The organism is Lentibacillus saliphilus (assembly GCF_019093865.1).
Lineage (GTDB): Bacteria > Bacillota > Bacilli > Bacillales > Amphibacillaceae > Lentibacillus_B > Lentibacillus_B saliphilus.
In genome coordinates this window covers 210,581-226,567 of record NZ_JABJXD010000001.1, presented here as the reverse complement: position 1 = coordinate 226,567, position 15,987 = coordinate 210,581, and the positions used below count along the sequence as shown (strand labels likewise).

At 39.4% G+C, this 15,987-nt stretch carries 20 protein-coding genes; all 20 read left to right on the top strand.

From position 1 onward, the window contains the following. The first annotated feature begins 12 nt into the window (after nucleotides 1-12). The 20 genes from hslV (at nucleotide 13) to fliY (ending at nucleotide 15,985) form a co-directional block, all read left to right on the top strand. Nucleotides 13-561: an ATP-dependent protease subunit HslV gene (gene hslV, locus HPC67_RS01205; protein ID WP_281417495.1), complete on the top strand. Its 549-nt coding sequence runs from the start codon at nucleotides 13-15 to the stop codon at nucleotides 559-561. A gap of 14 nt (nucleotides 562-575) precedes the next feature. Further along, on the top strand, nucleotides 576-1,973 hold the full coding sequence (gene hslU, locus HPC67_RS01200) for an ATP-dependent protease ATPase subunit HslU (RefSeq protein ID WP_217585615.1): 1,398 nt from the start codon (nucleotides 576-578) through the stop codon (nucleotides 1,971-1,973). A 33-nt stretch (nucleotides 1,974-2,006) separates the two neighbouring features. Then, nucleotides 2,007-2,786, top strand: a complete 780-nt coding sequence (gene codY, locus HPC67_RS01195) for a GTP-sensing pleiotropic transcriptional regulator CodY (RefSeq protein WP_217585614.1) — start codon at nucleotides 2,007-2,009, stop codon at nucleotides 2,784-2,786. Between the two features lie 269 nt (nucleotides 2,787-3,055). After that, nucleotides 3,056-3,454: a flagellar basal body rod protein FlgB gene (flgB, locus tag HPC67_RS01190; protein WP_217585613.1), complete on the top strand. Its 399-nt coding sequence runs from the start codon at nucleotides 3,056-3,058 to the stop codon at nucleotides 3,452-3,454. Nucleotides 3,455-3,456: 2 nt separating this feature from the next. Beyond that, nucleotides 3,457-3,909: a flagellar basal body rod protein FlgC gene (gene flgC, locus HPC67_RS01185; RefSeq protein WP_217585612.1), complete on the top strand. Its 453-nt coding sequence runs from the start codon at nucleotides 3,457-3,459 to the stop codon at nucleotides 3,907-3,909. A 15-nt stretch (nucleotides 3,910-3,924) separates the two neighbouring features. Then, a complete protein-coding gene (gene fliE / locus HPC67_RS01180; protein WP_217585611.1) occupies nucleotides 3,925-4,227 on the top strand; it encodes a flagellar hook-basal body complex protein FliE in 303 nt (100 codons plus the stop codon). A gap of 86 nt (nucleotides 4,228-4,313) precedes the next feature. Beyond that, entirely contained in the window at nucleotides 4,314-5,909 is a 1,596-nt protein-coding gene (fliF, locus tag HPC67_RS01175) for a flagellar basal-body MS-ring/collar protein FliF (RefSeq protein ID WP_217585610.1), read from the top strand. 11 nt (nucleotides 5,910-5,920) lie between these two features. Beyond that, nucleotides 5,921-6,931: a flagellar motor switch protein FliG gene (gene fliG / locus HPC67_RS01170; RefSeq protein ID WP_217585609.1), complete on the top strand. Its 1,011-nt coding sequence runs from the start codon at nucleotides 5,921-5,923 to the stop codon at nucleotides 6,929-6,931. After that, nucleotides 6,924-7,685, top strand: a complete 762-nt coding sequence (gene fliH, locus HPC67_RS01165; protein ID WP_217585608.1) for a flagellar assembly protein FliH — start codon at nucleotides 6,924-6,926, stop codon at nucleotides 7,683-7,685. The genes fliG and fliH overlap by 8 nt, the downstream gene beginning before the upstream one ends. Beyond that, complete coding sequence (gene fliI, locus HPC67_RS01160) at nucleotides 7,682-9,001, top strand: flagellar protein export ATPase FliI (protein ID WP_217585607.1); 1,320 nt, start codon at nucleotides 7,682-7,684, stop codon at nucleotides 8,999-9,001. Before fliH ends, fliI begins: the two co-directional genes overlap by 4 nt. Then, on the top strand, nucleotides 9,001-9,441 hold the full coding sequence (fliJ, locus tag HPC67_RS01155) for a flagellar export protein FliJ (RefSeq protein ID WP_217585606.1): 441 nt from the start codon (nucleotides 9,001-9,003) through the stop codon (nucleotides 9,439-9,441). Before fliI ends, fliJ begins: the two co-directional genes overlap by 1 nt. A 4-nt stretch (nucleotides 9,442-9,445) precedes the next feature. Beyond that, the gene (locus HPC67_RS01150; RefSeq protein ID WP_217585605.1) at nucleotides 9,446-10,033 is read left to right on the top strand and encodes a MotE family protein; all 588 of its coding nucleotides are present in this window, start codon (nucleotides 9,446-9,448) and stop codon (nucleotides 10,031-10,033) included. 23 nt (nucleotides 10,034-10,056) lie between these two features. Next, nucleotides 10,057-11,352 (top strand): flagellar hook-length control protein FliK, encoded by a 1,296-nt coding sequence (locus HPC67_RS01145; protein ID WP_217585604.1) that lies wholly within the window; start codon nucleotides 10,057-10,059, stop codon nucleotides 11,350-11,352. Nucleotides 11,353-11,361: 9 nt separating this feature from the next. Then, nucleotides 11,362-11,829 carry a flagellar hook assembly protein FlgD gene (gene flgD, locus HPC67_RS01140; RefSeq protein ID WP_217585603.1) on the top strand — a complete coding sequence of 156 codons (468 nt, stop codon included), beginning with the start codon at nucleotides 11,362-11,364 and terminating at the stop codon, nucleotides 11,827-11,829. A 69-nt stretch (nucleotides 11,830-11,898) separates the two neighbouring features. Next, nucleotides 11,899-12,237 carry a TIGR02530 family flagellar biosynthesis protein gene (locus HPC67_RS01135; protein ID WP_217586217.1) on the top strand — a complete coding sequence of 113 codons (339 nt, stop codon included), beginning with the start codon at nucleotides 11,899-11,901 and terminating at the stop codon, nucleotides 12,235-12,237. An 84-nt stretch (nucleotides 12,238-12,321) separates the two neighbouring features. Next, entirely contained in the window at nucleotides 12,322-13,116 is a 795-nt protein-coding gene (gene flgG, locus HPC67_RS01130; protein ID WP_217585602.1) for a flagellar basal body rod protein FlgG, read from the top strand. Nucleotides 13,117-13,143: 27 nt separating this feature from the next. Next, nucleotides 13,144-13,389 (top strand): flagellar FlbD family protein, encoded by a 246-nt coding sequence (locus tag HPC67_RS01125; protein WP_425514289.1) that lies wholly within the window; start codon nucleotides 13,144-13,146, stop codon nucleotides 13,387-13,389. Further along, nucleotides 13,376-13,801 carry a flagellar basal body-associated FliL family protein gene (locus HPC67_RS01120; protein WP_343327783.1) on the top strand — a complete coding sequence of 142 codons (426 nt, stop codon included), beginning with the start codon at nucleotides 13,376-13,378 and terminating at the stop codon, nucleotides 13,799-13,801. The genes HPC67_RS01125 and HPC67_RS01120 overlap by 14 nt, the downstream gene beginning before the upstream one ends. Nucleotides 13,802-13,830: 29 nt before the next feature. Further along, complete coding sequence (gene fliM / locus HPC67_RS01115) at nucleotides 13,831-14,826, top strand: flagellar motor switch protein FliM (protein WP_217585601.1); 996 nt, start codon at nucleotides 13,831-13,833, stop codon at nucleotides 14,824-14,826. Further along, nucleotides 14,819-15,985: a flagellar motor switch phosphatase FliY gene (fliY, locus tag HPC67_RS01110; protein WP_246569570.1), complete on the top strand. Its 1,167-nt coding sequence runs from the start codon at nucleotides 14,819-14,821 to the stop codon at nucleotides 15,983-15,985. The genes fliM and fliY overlap by 8 nt, the downstream gene beginning before the upstream one ends. Nucleotides 15,986-15,987: the final 2 nt, after the last annotated feature.

Genomic DNA, 15,987 nt, shown 5'->3' with positions numbered 1-15,987 from the left:
GGGGTGATCAAGCTGGATCAAAGCATGCATGCGACAACGATTTTTGCCATCACGCACAACGGTCAAAGTGCGATGAGTGGAGATGGTCAAGTTACGTTAGGCAATGCTGTCGTTATGAAGCATAAAGCGAAGAAAGTACGTCGCCTCTATAATGGTAAAGTTCTAGCCGGATTTGCTGGATCAGTGGCCGATGCCTTCACACTTTTCGAGAAATTCGAAGGTAAGCTTGAAACATACGATGGCAATTTAGCCAGGGCATCTGTTGAGCTTGCAAAAGAATGGCGAAGTGATAAAGTCCTGCGTAAATTAGAAGCAATGCTTATCGTCATGAACAAGGATAAGATGTTTCTTGTTTCAGGAACAGGAGAAGTGATTGAACCTGACGATGGTATTTTGGCAATCGGGTCAGGTGGCAACTTTGCTTTAAGTGCAGGTCGGGCCCTTGCAAGGTATTCTGAACAAATGTCAGCCAAAGACATTGCACAAGCTGCACTTCAAATTGCTGGAGAAGTTTGTGTGTATACAAATGATCAGATTACATTAGAGGTACTTGAAGAGTAGGGAGGTCTTTCTTGATGGAACGTAATTTGACCCCGAAGAACATTGTGGAACAGCTCAATCGTTATGTTATAGGACAGGAAAGTGCCAAGCGATCTGTCGCTGTTGCTTTAAGAAACCGATACCGACGTATGCAATTAGAGGATTCTATCAAAGATGAAATTGTTCCTAAGAACATATTAATGATTGGACCCACAGGCGTAGGGAAGACCGAAATTGCAAGACGTCTTGCCAAATTGGTAGCGGCGCCTTTTATAAAAATAGAGGCGACCAAATTCACCGAAGTTGGTTATGTTGGGCGAGATGTGGAATCGATGGTGCGCGATCTTGTTGAAATGGCCGTGCACATGGTTAAGGAAGAAAAAATGAAGCACGTTCAAGGGAAAGCAGAAGCGGAAGCGAATAAAAAGCTTGTGACATTGCTTGTACCCCAAGCTAAAAAACAAGCAAACTCGATGAGAAATCCGCTCGAGATGCTGTTTTCTAATCAAGAAGATTCAGATCAGGAAGATAAAGCGGACCAACCCGACGAGGACGTTAAGAACAAACGGAAACATGTAGAGCAACAGCTTCACAAAGGTGAATTGGAAGAATCAATTGTTACAATTGAAATCGAGGAACAACCACCCTCGATGTTTGATATGCTTCAAGGATCTGGAATGGAGCAAATGGGTATGAATATGCAGGATGCATTCAGTCAGTTTATGCCCAAGAAGAAGAAAAAGCAAAAGCTACCAGTATCAGAAGCGAGAAAGATACTGATACAGCAAGAAGCTCATAAACTTGTGGATATGGATGAAGCAGCAAATGAAGCGGTTAGGCGTGCGGAACAATCTGGAATTATTTTTATTGATGAAATCGACAAAGTTGCTGGAAAGCAAGATAATTCCCCTAACGTCTCACGAGAAGGTGTTCAACGAGACATTCTACCTATCGTAGAAGGTTCAACAGTTGTTACAAAATATGGCCCAGTGAATACAAGTCATATGCTCTTTATTGCAGCGGGTGCTTTTCACATGGCGAAACCTTCAGATCTCATCCCTGAACTTCAGGGTAGATTTCCAATTCGTGTAGAATTAGATAAGCTATCGGTCGATGATTTCAAGCGCATATTAAATGAACCGTCTAATGCGATGCTTAAGCAATATAAAGCGCTTTTGGAAACAGAAGGTATAAATGTTAATTTTACAGACCAAGCTGTAGATAGACTGGCAGAAATCGCATATCAGGTCAATCAGGAAACTGATAACATTGGAGCGAGACGCCTGCATACCATACTTGAGAAGCTTCTTGAAGATCTTTCTTTTGAAGCACCAGACATTACAATGGAAAAAGTGGACATCACAGCCGAGTATGTTGACAAAAAGTTAAACAATATTGTAGGAAATAAAGACTTGAGTCAATTTATTCTATAAAAAAACTTATGACTTGAATGGAGGATCATCATTATGAAACTATTGGATCGAGCAAGAAAAATCAATGCAATGTTGCAAAAAACTGCAGGAAAACCTGTTAACTTCGTGGAAATGGGTGAGTCACTGCGTGATGTGATTAAGGGGAATGTCTTTATTTTAAGCAGACGTGGTAAGTTATTAGGTTATGCCATTAATCAAGAAATTGAAAATGAACGTATGAAATCTATGCTTGAAGATAGACAATTTCCTGAAGAATACACACAACGTTTATTTAATATTTATGAAACAACAGCTAACTTAGATATCGATAGTCCGCATACAGCTTTCCCAATTGAGAACAAAGAACTATTCAAAGAAGGACTAACGACAATCGTCCCTATTATGGGCGGTGGTGAGCGTCTTGGTACCCTCATTTTAAGTAGATTATCTGATGAATTCAGCGATGATGATTTATTACTTGCTGAATATGGTGCTACTGTTGTAGGTATGGAAATTCTTCATGAAAAAACAGAAGAAATTGAAACAGAAGCTAGAAGTAAAGCAGTGGTACAAATGGCAATTAGTTCATTATCTTATAGTGAACTTGAAGCAATTGACCACATTTTTGAAGAACTTGATGGAAAAGAAGGTCTACTTGTTGCAAGTAAAATTGCCGACCGTGTCGGTATCACACGTTCAGTGATTGTTAATGCGCTCCGTAAGCTAGAAAGCGCTGGTGTTATTGAGTCGAGATCACTCGGAATGAAAGGGACATACATTAAAGTACTTAACGATAAGTTCCTTGTTGAACTAGAAAAACTACGTTCAAGATAATTTAATTTTACAGAACAGCTGCCCTCAGTAAAAACTGAGGGCAGCTGTTTTTTATTTACATAAATCAGATTATATTTAATTTTTAAATATTATTTTGTGATATTTATACCTATACCAGACCAAAAGGCATGGTCCATTATACCTATTTCCTAATTCCTACGAGAAAATTGTCGAAAGCCGATGGACATTGTCGGTTTTATATTTTACAATGTGGATATATCATACGGAAAAGCAAGAATTTACTATTCTTTATGCAGGGAGGGAAACATATGAACTTGTTTGGTGGAACACTTCGAAACCTTGAACAATCCCTTGATTATGCTGCCGTTAAAAACAAAACAATTGCAAACAACATTGCAAATGTAGACACCCCAAATTACAAATCTCAAAACGTGCGCTTTAAGGATGAATTAGATAGGTTTATGGGCTCATCTATTAAGGCGAAGCAGACACACCCACGTCATCTCTCCTTTGAGTCTCAATTAGATCAAAAGCCTTATGACATCTATACAAACCCTTCGACACTGTATAACCATAATGGAAATAATGTTGATATCGATAAAGAGATGTCAGAATTAGCTAAAAACCAAATTTACTATCAAGCTGCGGTAGATCGGTTAAACGGTAAATTCGGCAGCTTACAAACGGTTATTAGAGGAGGTCGATAACGATGTCAATATTTAATGCATTAAATACGAGTGCAAGCGCGCTGACTGCACAGAGATTAAGAATGGATGTCGTTTCTTCAAATATCGCAAACGCTTCAACGACAAGAGCAACATTGAATGAAAATGGGAATTACGAACCATATCGCAGGAAGATGGTGACGGTCGCGCCAAAAAACGACAGTTTTCAATCTTTTCTACACAAGGCTTCTCGAGTGCCTTCCTCAGGTGGAGGTGTGAAGGTGACTGGTATTATCGACGATGAATCACCCTTTAAAGTTGTTTATAATCCAACACACCCTGATGCTGATGAGAATGGTTATGTTCAAATGCCGAATGTTGATCCACTGAAAGAAATGGTTGACATGATGAGTGCAACGCGAAGCTATGAAGCGAATATTACGTCATTAAATGCAAGTAAAAATATGCTAATGAAAGCTTTAGAAATTGGGAAATAGTGAGGTGATAAATAAATGAAGATGGTACAACAAGTCGCGAACAATCCGACTTATACAAACAGAGTTCATGACACATTATCAAAGAAACAGAATGACCAAGTGTCTTTTTCCAGTGTCTTAAAACATGCCATAGAAGATGTTAATAAAGCTCAAGTTTTGTCAGATCAGAAAACGGATGCTTTTTTAACAGGGAAAATAGATAATTTACATGACGTCATGATTACTGCTCAAAAAGCTGGAATCATGTTAGAGACGTCTGTGCAGATTCAACAAAAAGCCATTGATGGCTATAACGAAATTATGAGAATGCAAATTTAACGATGAGTGATTCGAAATAGGACCTAATACATATAAAAAGCATCCAATTTACATAAAAATGAAGTTTAGAATTCGGCGGGGGAAATATGAAGAATATGATGAAGGACTACAAAGATAAAGCCTCGACTTTTTGGAACGGCCGAACGAAGACGCAAAAAACGGTCTTTGTTGGATCATTAGTGTTAACCGTCATACTACTTTCAACGATTATCGTCATGACAACAAGCACGAACTATGTTCCCCTGTATAAGGAATTGTCGCTTCAAGAGGTTGGGCAAATTAAAGAGGAACTTGATGCAAGAGGTGTTTCTTACGAGTTAAGCTCAAGCGGAACGACAATTCGTGTACCAAAGGAGCAGGCGGATAGCTTACTTGTTGATCTAGCGGCATTAGGTATCCCTAACAGTGGTAATATTGATTATTCTTTTTTTAGCGAAAATAAATCTTGGGGTACGACAGATAATGAATTTAATATTATGAAGCTGGACGCTATGCAAACAGAACTAGGGAATTTGATTAAGCAAATCGAAGGTATCAATGAGGCAGAAGTGATGATTAATATGCCAAAAGAACCTGTTTTTATTAGTGATATGCGAGAAGAAGCATCAGCATCCATCGTCATTAATACGAAGCCCGGCTTTCGATTTCAAGGGAATCAAGTCGATTCGCTTTATCATCTCGTATCAAAGGCTGTACCAAATCTGCCAGCAGAAAATATCGTCATCATGAATCAGTATTCTGAATACTATGACCAAACATCGAACGGTGGCTACCAGCAAGAAACGACGTATACATATCAACAAACCGTTAAAAAGGATATCGAACGTGATATTCAGCGTAGAGTTCAACAAATGCTTGGAGCAATGGTTGGTAGCGACAATGTCATTGTATCTGTTACAACAGATATTGATTTCACACAAGAGAATCGGATAGAAGAACTCGTTCAACCTGTTGATGTAGAAAATATGGCAGGTCTTCCTATCAGTATTGAAACGATACAAGAGTCATACACCGGTAATCCGCCTGTAGGAGGTACCGCTGGAACAGGCGATGAAGATGTATCTAACTATCCAGGAGCAGATGATGGATCGAACGGCGAATATGAAATGTCGAAAGAAACGGTTAATCATGAATTCAATAAGATTCGAAAGGATATTGTTGAAAGCCCCTATAAAATTAGAGATCTCGGTATACAAGTTGCGGTTGATAATGTGACAAACCGAACAGAAGATAATGTTCAATATTTATCAGCTGAAGATGAGGAAGCTGTTCAAGCTGGTATTTCATCTATCTTAAATTCAATGATTAATACCTCTATTGATCAAGACTATGGAGAGATTAATCCAGAGGACAAAATATCGATTGTGTTTCAAGAATTTAGCGATGATATCAAAGTACCTGATACACCTGAAAACATCATTCCGATGTGGCTTTATATCACGGGTGGTATCCTTTTATTCATCATTCTAATGTTATTGTTCCTTCTAATTAGAACCAAACGAAAAGAAAAAATAGATGAAGCAACTGTATCCGAAACAACAGCATCAACTGCAACGGAAATACCTGAAATAGAACAACAAGACACAGAAGAAACGGTGAGAAAAAAGCAACTCGAAAAAATGGCTAAAGATAAACCGGAAGAATTTGCAAAATTATTGCGCGGCTGGATATCTGATGATTAGGAGGTGCCATGATGGTAAGACAAAAAACGTTATCTGGCAAACAAAAGGCTGCCATTTTGCTTATTTCCATGGGGCCTGATGTTTCTGCGCAAGTTTATAAGCATTTAACTGAAGAAGAAATTGAAAAATTGAGTCTCGAGATTTCATCAGTCAAGAAAGTTGATAACAAGATAAAGGAAGATGTGCTCGATCAATTTCACCAAATTGCTCTTGCCCAAGACTATATATCTCAGGGCGGAATAGGTTATGCGAAAACAGTGCTAGAAAAAGCATTTGGAGAAAATGAAGCATCAAATATTATTAATCGCTTGACATCTTCCTTGCAAGTAAGGCCATTTGATTTTGCGCGCAAGGCGGATCCGATGCAATTATTAAACTTCATTCAAAATGAGCACCCGCAAACGATCGCACTTGTGCTTTCTTACCTTGATGCAGAGCAAGCAGGACAAATATTGTCAGGGCTACCAGAAGAATTACAAGCAGATATCGCAAAGCGTATCGCGACGATGGATTCAACCTCACCTGATATTATCAGTCAGGTTGAACAAATTTTAGAACGAAAAATATCATCGTCTATCACAGAGGATTATACACAAACAGGTGGTATACAATCTGTCGTTGAAGTGCTAAATGGCGTTGACCGTAGTACAGAACGTACGATTTTAGATGCGCTAGAAATTCAAGATCCTGACTTGGCTGAGGAAATCAAAAAACGGATGTTCGTCTTTGAAGATATCGTCATTCTGGATAATCGTGCAATTCAGCGTGTTGTCCGAGAAGTTGATAATGAAGATCTACGTTTAGCCCTTAAGGTAGCGAGCGATGAAGTGAAGGATATCGTCTTTAAGAATATGTCGCAACGTATGGCAGAAACCTTTAAAGAAGAAATGGAATTCATGGGTCCAGTTCGCTTGCGTGATGTAGAAGAAGCACAAACGAGAATCGTAGGATCAATTAGAAGACTAGAAGAAATTGGCGAGATTGTCATTGCGCGTGGTGGTGGAGATGATATTATTGTCTAATGCCTTTACTAATGGTAATCATAAGGAAAAAATCATTGGTATTAAAAAAATTCACCCGAAGCATCACGAGCGTGAGTTTGCAGAAGATAACGACCAGGTTGATGTTATAACGACTAAAGAAAATGAATTACAGCAATTAGTGAACCGTATAGAAAATCTGAAAGCTGAAGAACAAAAGCTTATTACACAAACAAAAGCATCAGTAGAAAAAGAACGTGCAGCCTGGGAAACAGAAAAACAACAACTGATGTTGCAAGCGAAAGAGCAAGGTTATCAAGCGGGGTATAATGCTGGCGAACAAGAAGCGATGAATACGTATCATGAACGTTTAACAAAGGCCAATACATTGATTGAGCAAAGTCGGGTAGATTATCATGCCACAGTTAGCAAGAGTGAGGATGCGATTATCCATTTGGCCATGAAGACCGCAGAAAAAATTATTTGCCAAAAATTAGATGAACACCCCGAGAGTTATGGGGATATCGTTAAATCTGCGATACAAGAGTTGAAAAGCCAAACGGTTATATCGGTATATTTGCATCCAGATAATTATGAGCATGTGTTAAAGCAAAAAGAAGAATTATCCAATCTTATCAATCCAAAGGCTCAGTTATCAATCTATGTGTCATCCGATTTAACAAAACATAATTGTTTAATTGAACATCCTTATGGACAGATTGATGTCGGGGTTGATACGCAGTTGAAACAAATACGACACGCCCTTCAAGAAAAGGTAATGGAGCAGAGCCAATGAACATCGATACATATTTAACTGTAATCGACAAAGCAGACCCATATAAGAGGTACGGAAAAGTGTTACGCGCAGTGGGACTCATGATTGAATCGTTAGGTCCAGATGTAAGCTTGGGTGAAGTGTGCTATATCCATCCAAAACAACATAATAGTTCACCCATATTATCAGAAGTGGTCGGTTTTGATCAGGAGAAAATTATCCTCATGCCTTACTCTGAAATTGGTGAAATTGGACCAGGGTGCCTTGTAGAAGCTACCGGTCATCCATTAACGATAAAGATTGGTCAAGGTTTAATAGGAAAAGTATTGGATTCTTTAGGGGATCCACTTGATCAACAAAGGTTGCCAAAAGGACTCGCGAATTACCAAACAGAACGCACACCACCAAATCCGCTTTCAAGAGCACCAATTCATAAGCCAGTACAAGTCGGTGTGAAAGCAATTGATGCATTATTGACTGTAGGGAAGGGTCAAAGGATTGGGATTTTTTCAGGTAGTGGAGTTGGTAAAAGTACTTTGCTAGGCATGATTGCCCGTAATAGCAGTGCAGATATTAATGTGATTGCACTCATTGGAGAGCGTGGCAGAGAAGTACGTGAATTTCTTGAGCACGACCTTGGTGAAGATGGCCTTGCTAAATCCATTGTCGTCGTAGCAACTTCTGATCAACCAGCTTTAATGAGAATTAAAGGTGCATATACAGCAACAGCGATTAGTGAGTATTTTCGCGATCAAGGCTACCATGTCAATTTACTCATGGATTCCGTAACAAGGGTTGCTATGGCACAGCGTGAAGTCGGTTTAGCGACTGGAGAACCCCCGACGACAAAAGGGTATACCCCTTCAGTGTTTGCAATTTTACCGAAGCTACTTGAACGCACTGGTACAAGTGCACAAGGTGCAATCACCGCTTTTTATACAGTATTGGTAGATGGTGATGATTTCAATGAGCCAATTGCAGATACAGTGAGAGGCATCCTTGATGGCCACTTCGTTCTTGACCGTAAGTTGGCTGAGCAAGGTCAGTTCCCAGCGATAAATATTTTAAAATCCGTGAGCCGAACAATGAATCAAATTGTCACAACTGAACATAGGCAAGCAGCCCAGGATATTCGCACAATGATGGCAACATATGAAAATAATGCTGAGCTTATCCAAATAGGTGCCTATAAACATGGATCAGATCGCTCAATTGACCAAGCAATTGTCCATTACCCTAAAATTCAAGCCTTCTTGAGACAGGACACATTTGAGTATTACACACTGGGGGAATCAATTGAGCACATGCAGCAATTGCTCCAAGGAGGTTCTACTTAATGACAGATACGTTGGCACTCTCGAAAATTTTGCGGCTTAGAGAAACAGAAAAGAAAGATGCCCAAAAACGATACGAACAATCAACGCGTACTTTTGAGGAAATCGCTACGGAACTGTTTCAGCTCTTAAAGAAGAAAGAAAAAGCTGAGGATTCGTATGACCACCATATTAAGCAGTCCAGTCAAATTGAAACAATAAGAGAACAGCTCTCTTATATAGATGTATTGAATGGCAAGATTATTGCGCTGCAACAAGATGTACAGGTCGCAAGAGAAAAGATGGAAAACCATCAAGAAAAGCTAACACACGCACACGTTGAAGTGAAAAAGTATGAAACGATCATTCGTCGTCGAGAGTGGGCACACGAAAAACAACTGGCGCGAATCGAAACGAACATGATGGATGAAGCTTCTACACAACAGTATTTAAAAAACAGGTGATGAGATGGCGAACGAACAAACTAAAAATAATATTAATAAGCAAAAATCACCGTGGATCTGGATACTGTTCATAGTGATCATTCCAACTTGCGTGGCTGTAGCACTTTCAATCATCGTATTACAATATGCTGGTGTCAATATGTCTGAGTGGGCAAAGGAGAAGGCAGAACAGATTCCAATTGTGTCATCATATGTATCCACAGAGGAAGAAGCTGAATCTGAGCCAGTTGACGAAGCTATGTGGAAAAAACGCCTTGCAAATAAAAATGAAGAAATTGATCAACTCAATAACGAAATTCGTGAGTTAGAGCATGCGATTGCAGGCCTTGAACAAGATGTCGCTAGCTTTAAATCCGCAGATGTCAATGAACATAAACAACAAGAACAACATGAAGAGCTTTTGTCGTCTATCGCACAAACCTTTAATAAAATTGACGGCCAACAGGCAGCGTTAATCATGAAAAACTTGGATAATGACCTCGCAGTACATATTCTAAAGCAATTGTCGAATGATGCACGAAGTCGTATTCTAGAAGCTATGCAACCTGAGCAGGCAGCAGAGCTCACACAGATTTTTGTGAACATAGATTAGTCCTCTTGAAAGGGGGTGAAATGATGAGTGACGTACACGCGATTAAACAGTCAATGCCCGATGCCGTTACACCATTTGTGAAAAAGATGACAAAGCAATCTGATTCATTGCTTTCATTCCAACAATTGTTGGCTGTCATTCAGCCTGTACAAACGGGTACGGAATCTGAAACAGTTCATGGTGAACAGGATGTCCATAAAGCGCTTGAATCTGGTGATCAAGAGCTTATGCTTAGTGAATTGGTTGATATGGTTAATGGTGTTCCTATTGCAGAAATGATGCATTCCGAACCTATAAAAGGATTCAATCGAGAATCTTTGCTGCAGATGTCTCAATCTAATGGTGTCGATATGTTATCGATGACGGCAAAGGTGGATGTGGAAGGTAAAGGTAATCACCATGCCATAGAGTCAATTAAAAAAGAGGCTATGGCGATTCTTGCAACTTTTTTAACAAAAACGGATCAAGAGGCACCTAAATTAGACGGGCTTAAGGATCAACAAAGCGTGCATCAAGCGGCTATTAAACTATTAAAGCTACTGGAACACTATCAGCAGCTCACCAAACAAGCCAATTTAGGAGCGACAGGACAAACGGGGCAAAGTGTTCAGCAAAGCTCTGATAACACAGGATCACAGCTAGGTGCTATTTGGGATGAGCTTGTTCAAACCTATGAAAAGCGCATGCAGCTAGCGTCAAAGCACCATTACAATGTGCATGCAACCGTGTCAAGTTCTGATATATCCAAGTGGTTAAAGGGTGTTTTAATCCAGTCTACAAGTCTGAATGGTCAAGAGCAGTTGGCTGCGCAAAATGTATCAACAACTACTATGCCGATGTCACGTGTTGAACAATATGTGATCCATATGACACAAAACGTCGATACAAATCAGTCAAACAAGCCAGTTATGGAGCAATTTCAAAAAGCAATCCAATCGAGTCGGTTTCTTGCACAGAACAATGGGCCAATGACATTAAATTTTGCGTTACGCCCTGAACATCTTGGTGACATGACTGTTCGTCTTGCCCAAATTAATGGCGAGTTGACTGTGAAAATTTTAGTCAGCACGGGCGCAGCAAAGGAAATGATGGAAAAAAACATCCATCAGCTTAAGCATATGTTTTCACCACATCAAGTCGTTATTGAACGGCAGGAAATGCAGGTGAATGCAAATCAAGGGCTTTATGCTGACCAGGATGACCATCAAAGCCATGATCACGATGAGCAATCTCAACAATCTGATCAAGATCAATCTAATCATCATGATGGTGATCGATTTAAAGAAGCGCTCGATGACATACTTAATCAGAAAGTGTAGGTGGGATGATTGACAAAAATAGACCCGTCACTTTATTTACACAATCAAACGACATCACGGACCCCAAGTTCTGAATTGGGGAAAGATGAATTCATGAAAATCTTAATGGCACAGCTTCAAAACCAAGATCCGCTGAATCCGATGGAGGATCGTGAATTTATTTCTCAAATGGCGTCATTTTCTTCACTTGAACAAATGATGCAGATGTCCAATTCTATTGATCATCTCGTTCAAAATCAACTTACATCGCCAGTTATTCGTTATAGCCACATGATTGGAAAAGAAGTGTCCTATCAGTCTTACGATGAAGAGACGGACGAGCCTGGTGACATTATGACGAGTAAGGTTATATCCGTAAGTCAGAAAGATGGTTGGGCGATACTGGAGCTTGAAAATGGTGAAAAAGTGTATGCTGATGCCGTTGTAAAAGTTATCGATCCCGAACAAAAAGAGACTCCTGACCAAAGTGATAAATAAAGGAATTATCGTGAAAGGGAGGTTATGAAAGTGGCAAATTACATTCACCAACTACAGCAACATCATACGATGCCACTGCCAAATACACATAAGCGCCCTATTAAAAGTCAAGGCCAAAGACGATTTAACGATGTTTTAATCGAAAATTTAGATTTAACCATTAGTAAACATGCGAAACAACGGATGGAAGAGCGCAATATAAAACTCAATGCAAAACAATGGCAGCAAATGAACGAAAAAATGATCGAAGCTAAGCAAAAAGGCGTTACGGATTCACTTGTATTTACAAATGATGCTGCACTTATCGTCAGTACGAAAAACAATACGATTGTGACAGCAATGAATCGTGATGAAGCATCTAGTAAATTGTTCACAAACATTAATGGCGCAATTTTGATAAATGATTAAAAGACTGGCCCCATTTTTGGGAAGTCGATAGTGCTGTGGACTGATAGAAGCAGCGCATATCAATTATAAAAGGAGAGTTTGTAAATGCTAAGATCAATGTATGCAGGCATTTCAGGTATGAAAGGGTTCCAAACTAAGCTTGATGTTATCGGTAATAACATTGCCAACGTCAATACAGTTGGATTTAAAAAAGGTCGCGTTACATTTCAAGATATGCTCAGTCAAACGACTTCTGGTGCATCTGGACCAACAGCAACTAGGGGTGGGATTAACCCGAAGCAAGTTGGGCTCGGCGTGCAACTAGGCTCGATCGATAATCTCCATACGCAGGGATTTAGTCAAACGACAAATAATCCATTGGACCTCCAGCTTGAAGGGGACGGCATGTTTGTCGTAGATACAGGAAACGGCGAAGCTTATACACGCGCTGGTAATTTTTACCTTGATGAAGACAGCAACATTGTTAATGCGGATGGCTTCTTCTTATTAGATGTTAACGGTGATCGGATAACGATTCCCGATAATGCGAAAAGTATCAGTATTGAACAAGATGGTTCAATTACAATTGTAGATGATACAAACACACCGCAAAATCTAGCACAAATTGGATTGGCTATGTTCTCTAATCCAGCAGGTTTAGAAAAGGCTGGGAGCAACCTATTTTTTGCAACTGAAAATGCTGGATTGGTTGCAGGCATGGTTGCACCTGAGACTGATGGTGCGGCATCCATCGTAAGCGGTGCGCTTGAGATGTCAAACGTTGATTTAGCAGAGGAATTCACAGAAATGATTACCGCACAACGTGGCTTCCAAGCAAACACAAGAATTATTACAACGTCCGATGAAATTCTTCAAGAGCTCGTAAATCTAAAACGATAATAGGGGGAAAGGGCATGTAATGACACATTGGAGTCATTACATGCCCACCATCATATGATTGAGTTAACACGATTGAATGGCGAATCATTTAAGCTAAATGTATTTTTAATTGAACAAATTCAGTCTTGTCCAGATACGACGATTACGTTAACCAGTCGCAAGAACCTCGTCGTATCTGAATCAGAAGATGACGTCACGACACGCATTATGCGTGTTTATCAGATGATTGGCTTATACGGCTTCCAGGCGAGGACAGGTGATGAACATGAGTAATCTGAAAAAAGCAATGCTAGTTTCATTGGCAATCATTTTAATTATGGGAATGATCGCGGTCGTCATTATTTTAAAAATTAATGATAGCAAAACAGTAGATGGCGAACGGTCAATTGATGATATTGTTGCTAATTCCCATGATACAGCTGAAATTACAACAGACCTAGATGATGGTACATTCGTCCGGATTCAGTTTCGGATTATATCTGATGGAAAAGAAGCAACCAAAGAAGTCGCAAAACGTGAATTTCAATTCCAAAACATTTTAATTAAAGAATTAGCAACAATGACAGAAACAGACTTCAAGGAAGGTCTAGCTGAACTTGAAGTTGCTGTGAAAGAGAAATTAAATGAAGTGATGACAGAAGGAACAATAACAGATGTATATACCATTAAAAAAATCCTTCAATAAAAAACACCCCGCAATGGAGGTGAGGGCCTTTGGTAGAAGAAATACTATCACAAAATGAAATAGACGCGTTATTGTCGGCGATTACCTCTGGCGAGATGGATGCGGATGAACTGAAGAAGGAAGATAAAGAGCCTAAAGTACGCGTTTATGATTTCAAGCGTGCACTCCGTTTTTCAAAGGACCAGATTCGGAGCATCTCTCGTGTTCATGAAAACTATGCTCGGCTTATGACCACTTTTTTCTCGGCTCATTTACGTACATATGTCGATATAACAGTAGCATCTGTGGATCAAATTCCGTATGAAGAATTTATCCGCTCGATACCAGAAATGACCGTCTTAAACGTTTACAGTCTAGCACCACTTGAAGGTAGAATCTTAATGGAAATCAATCCAAATATTGCCTTTAGTATGTTAGATAGAGTATTAGGTGGAGCAGGCACAAGCGTCAATAAAATTGATAACTTAACTGATTTAGAGACGAGCTTAATGACACAACTGTTTGAAAAAGCAATGGTGAATCTTGAGAATGCGTGGGCATCGATGGTCAATGTGACAGCTAACTTGGAAGAATTTGAAGTGAATCCACAATTTTTACAGCTCGTTTCTCCAAATGAAACAGTTGTCGTTGTATCACTTAATACCGAGATTGGTGAAACGAGTGGCATGATCAATATTTGTATACCACATATTGTTTTGGAACCGATCATTCCGAAGCTATCGGTTCATTATTGGATGCAAGCTCATACAAAGGCAAGAGACCCAGATTCATATGAAAAATTAACAAAAAATCTTCAAAAAGCAGATGTTGAAGCGGTTGTTGATCTCGGTAAAACGTCGATTACGATTCAACAGTTTCTGAACCTACAAAAAAACGATGTTATTACACTCAATCAACCGATTGATCAGCCGTTGGAATTTACTGTGAATGGCGAGCCGAAATTTTATGTTCAACCTGGGTTGTTTAAAAATAAACGATCTGTCCAAGTCCTAGAGGAAATAAAAGGGGGGAATGACGATGAATGATGGAATGTTGTCGCAAGATGAAATTGATGCACTTCTAAATATAGGCAATACAGAAGATGATGCAGAGCTTGATTCAACTGATGATCAAATTGTTGGCGAATATTTAACAAGCATTGAGGAAGATACGCTTGGAGAAATTGGAAATATATCATTCGGTAGTTCCGCAACAACTCTATCAACCTTGCTCAATCAAAAAGTAGATATTACGACACCTCATGTATCGATGATCAAAAGAGGAGATGTTGATGAAGAATTTAATTTTGATCATGTGACAATTGAGGTGAAATATGTAGAAGGTTTTACAGGTAAAAATGTCTTCGTCATGAAAAAGGAGGATGCCGCTGTTATTTCTGATATTATGCTTGGTGGCGACGGTACATCACCAGACGAAACATTAAATGACATACATATTAGTGCGGTTCAAGAAGCGATGAACCAAATGATGGGTGCAGCTGCGACAAGTATGTCAACGGTATTTGATATGAGAATCGATATCTCACCACCGACCATCCAAATGCCTGAACCACCAGACGAAATGGATGTGGAGGTTCTGCCTGAGGATGATATGTTTGTAAAAGTATCCTTCCAGTTAAAAGTCGGTTCACTCATAGATTCGAATATTATGCAACTTATACCGATCAAATTTGCTAAAAGTTTAACGGATATGTTGCTCAATGCACCAGAACCTGAATCACAACAGTCAATGTCGGAAGCTGCTGCTGCAGTTGATGCACCGCCGACACCAACATATGAAAGAGAAACATCTTACTCAACGGAGGAAGGCACAACAATCCAACAACCACATGAAACACAGCACATCGGTCATCCTGTTGATCACACGACGATTGAAAAAGCTGCTTTTACACAATTTGAACCTGTATCTCTTCAGGAGAGCGGTCAACGCAATCTTGACATGCTTCTTGACATTCAATTGCAAGTATCAGTAGAGCTTGGTCGAACGAAACGGACGATCAAAGATATTTTAGATTTTTCATCAGGGTCAATCATTGAGTTAGACAAGCTTGCTGGGGAACCAGTAGATGTATTAATTAATAATAAATTAATTGCAAAAGGTGAGGTTGTCGTAATCGATGAGAACTTTGGTGTTAGAATAACCGATATTGCAAGTCAATCTGACCGATTATTAAAATTAAAATAGTC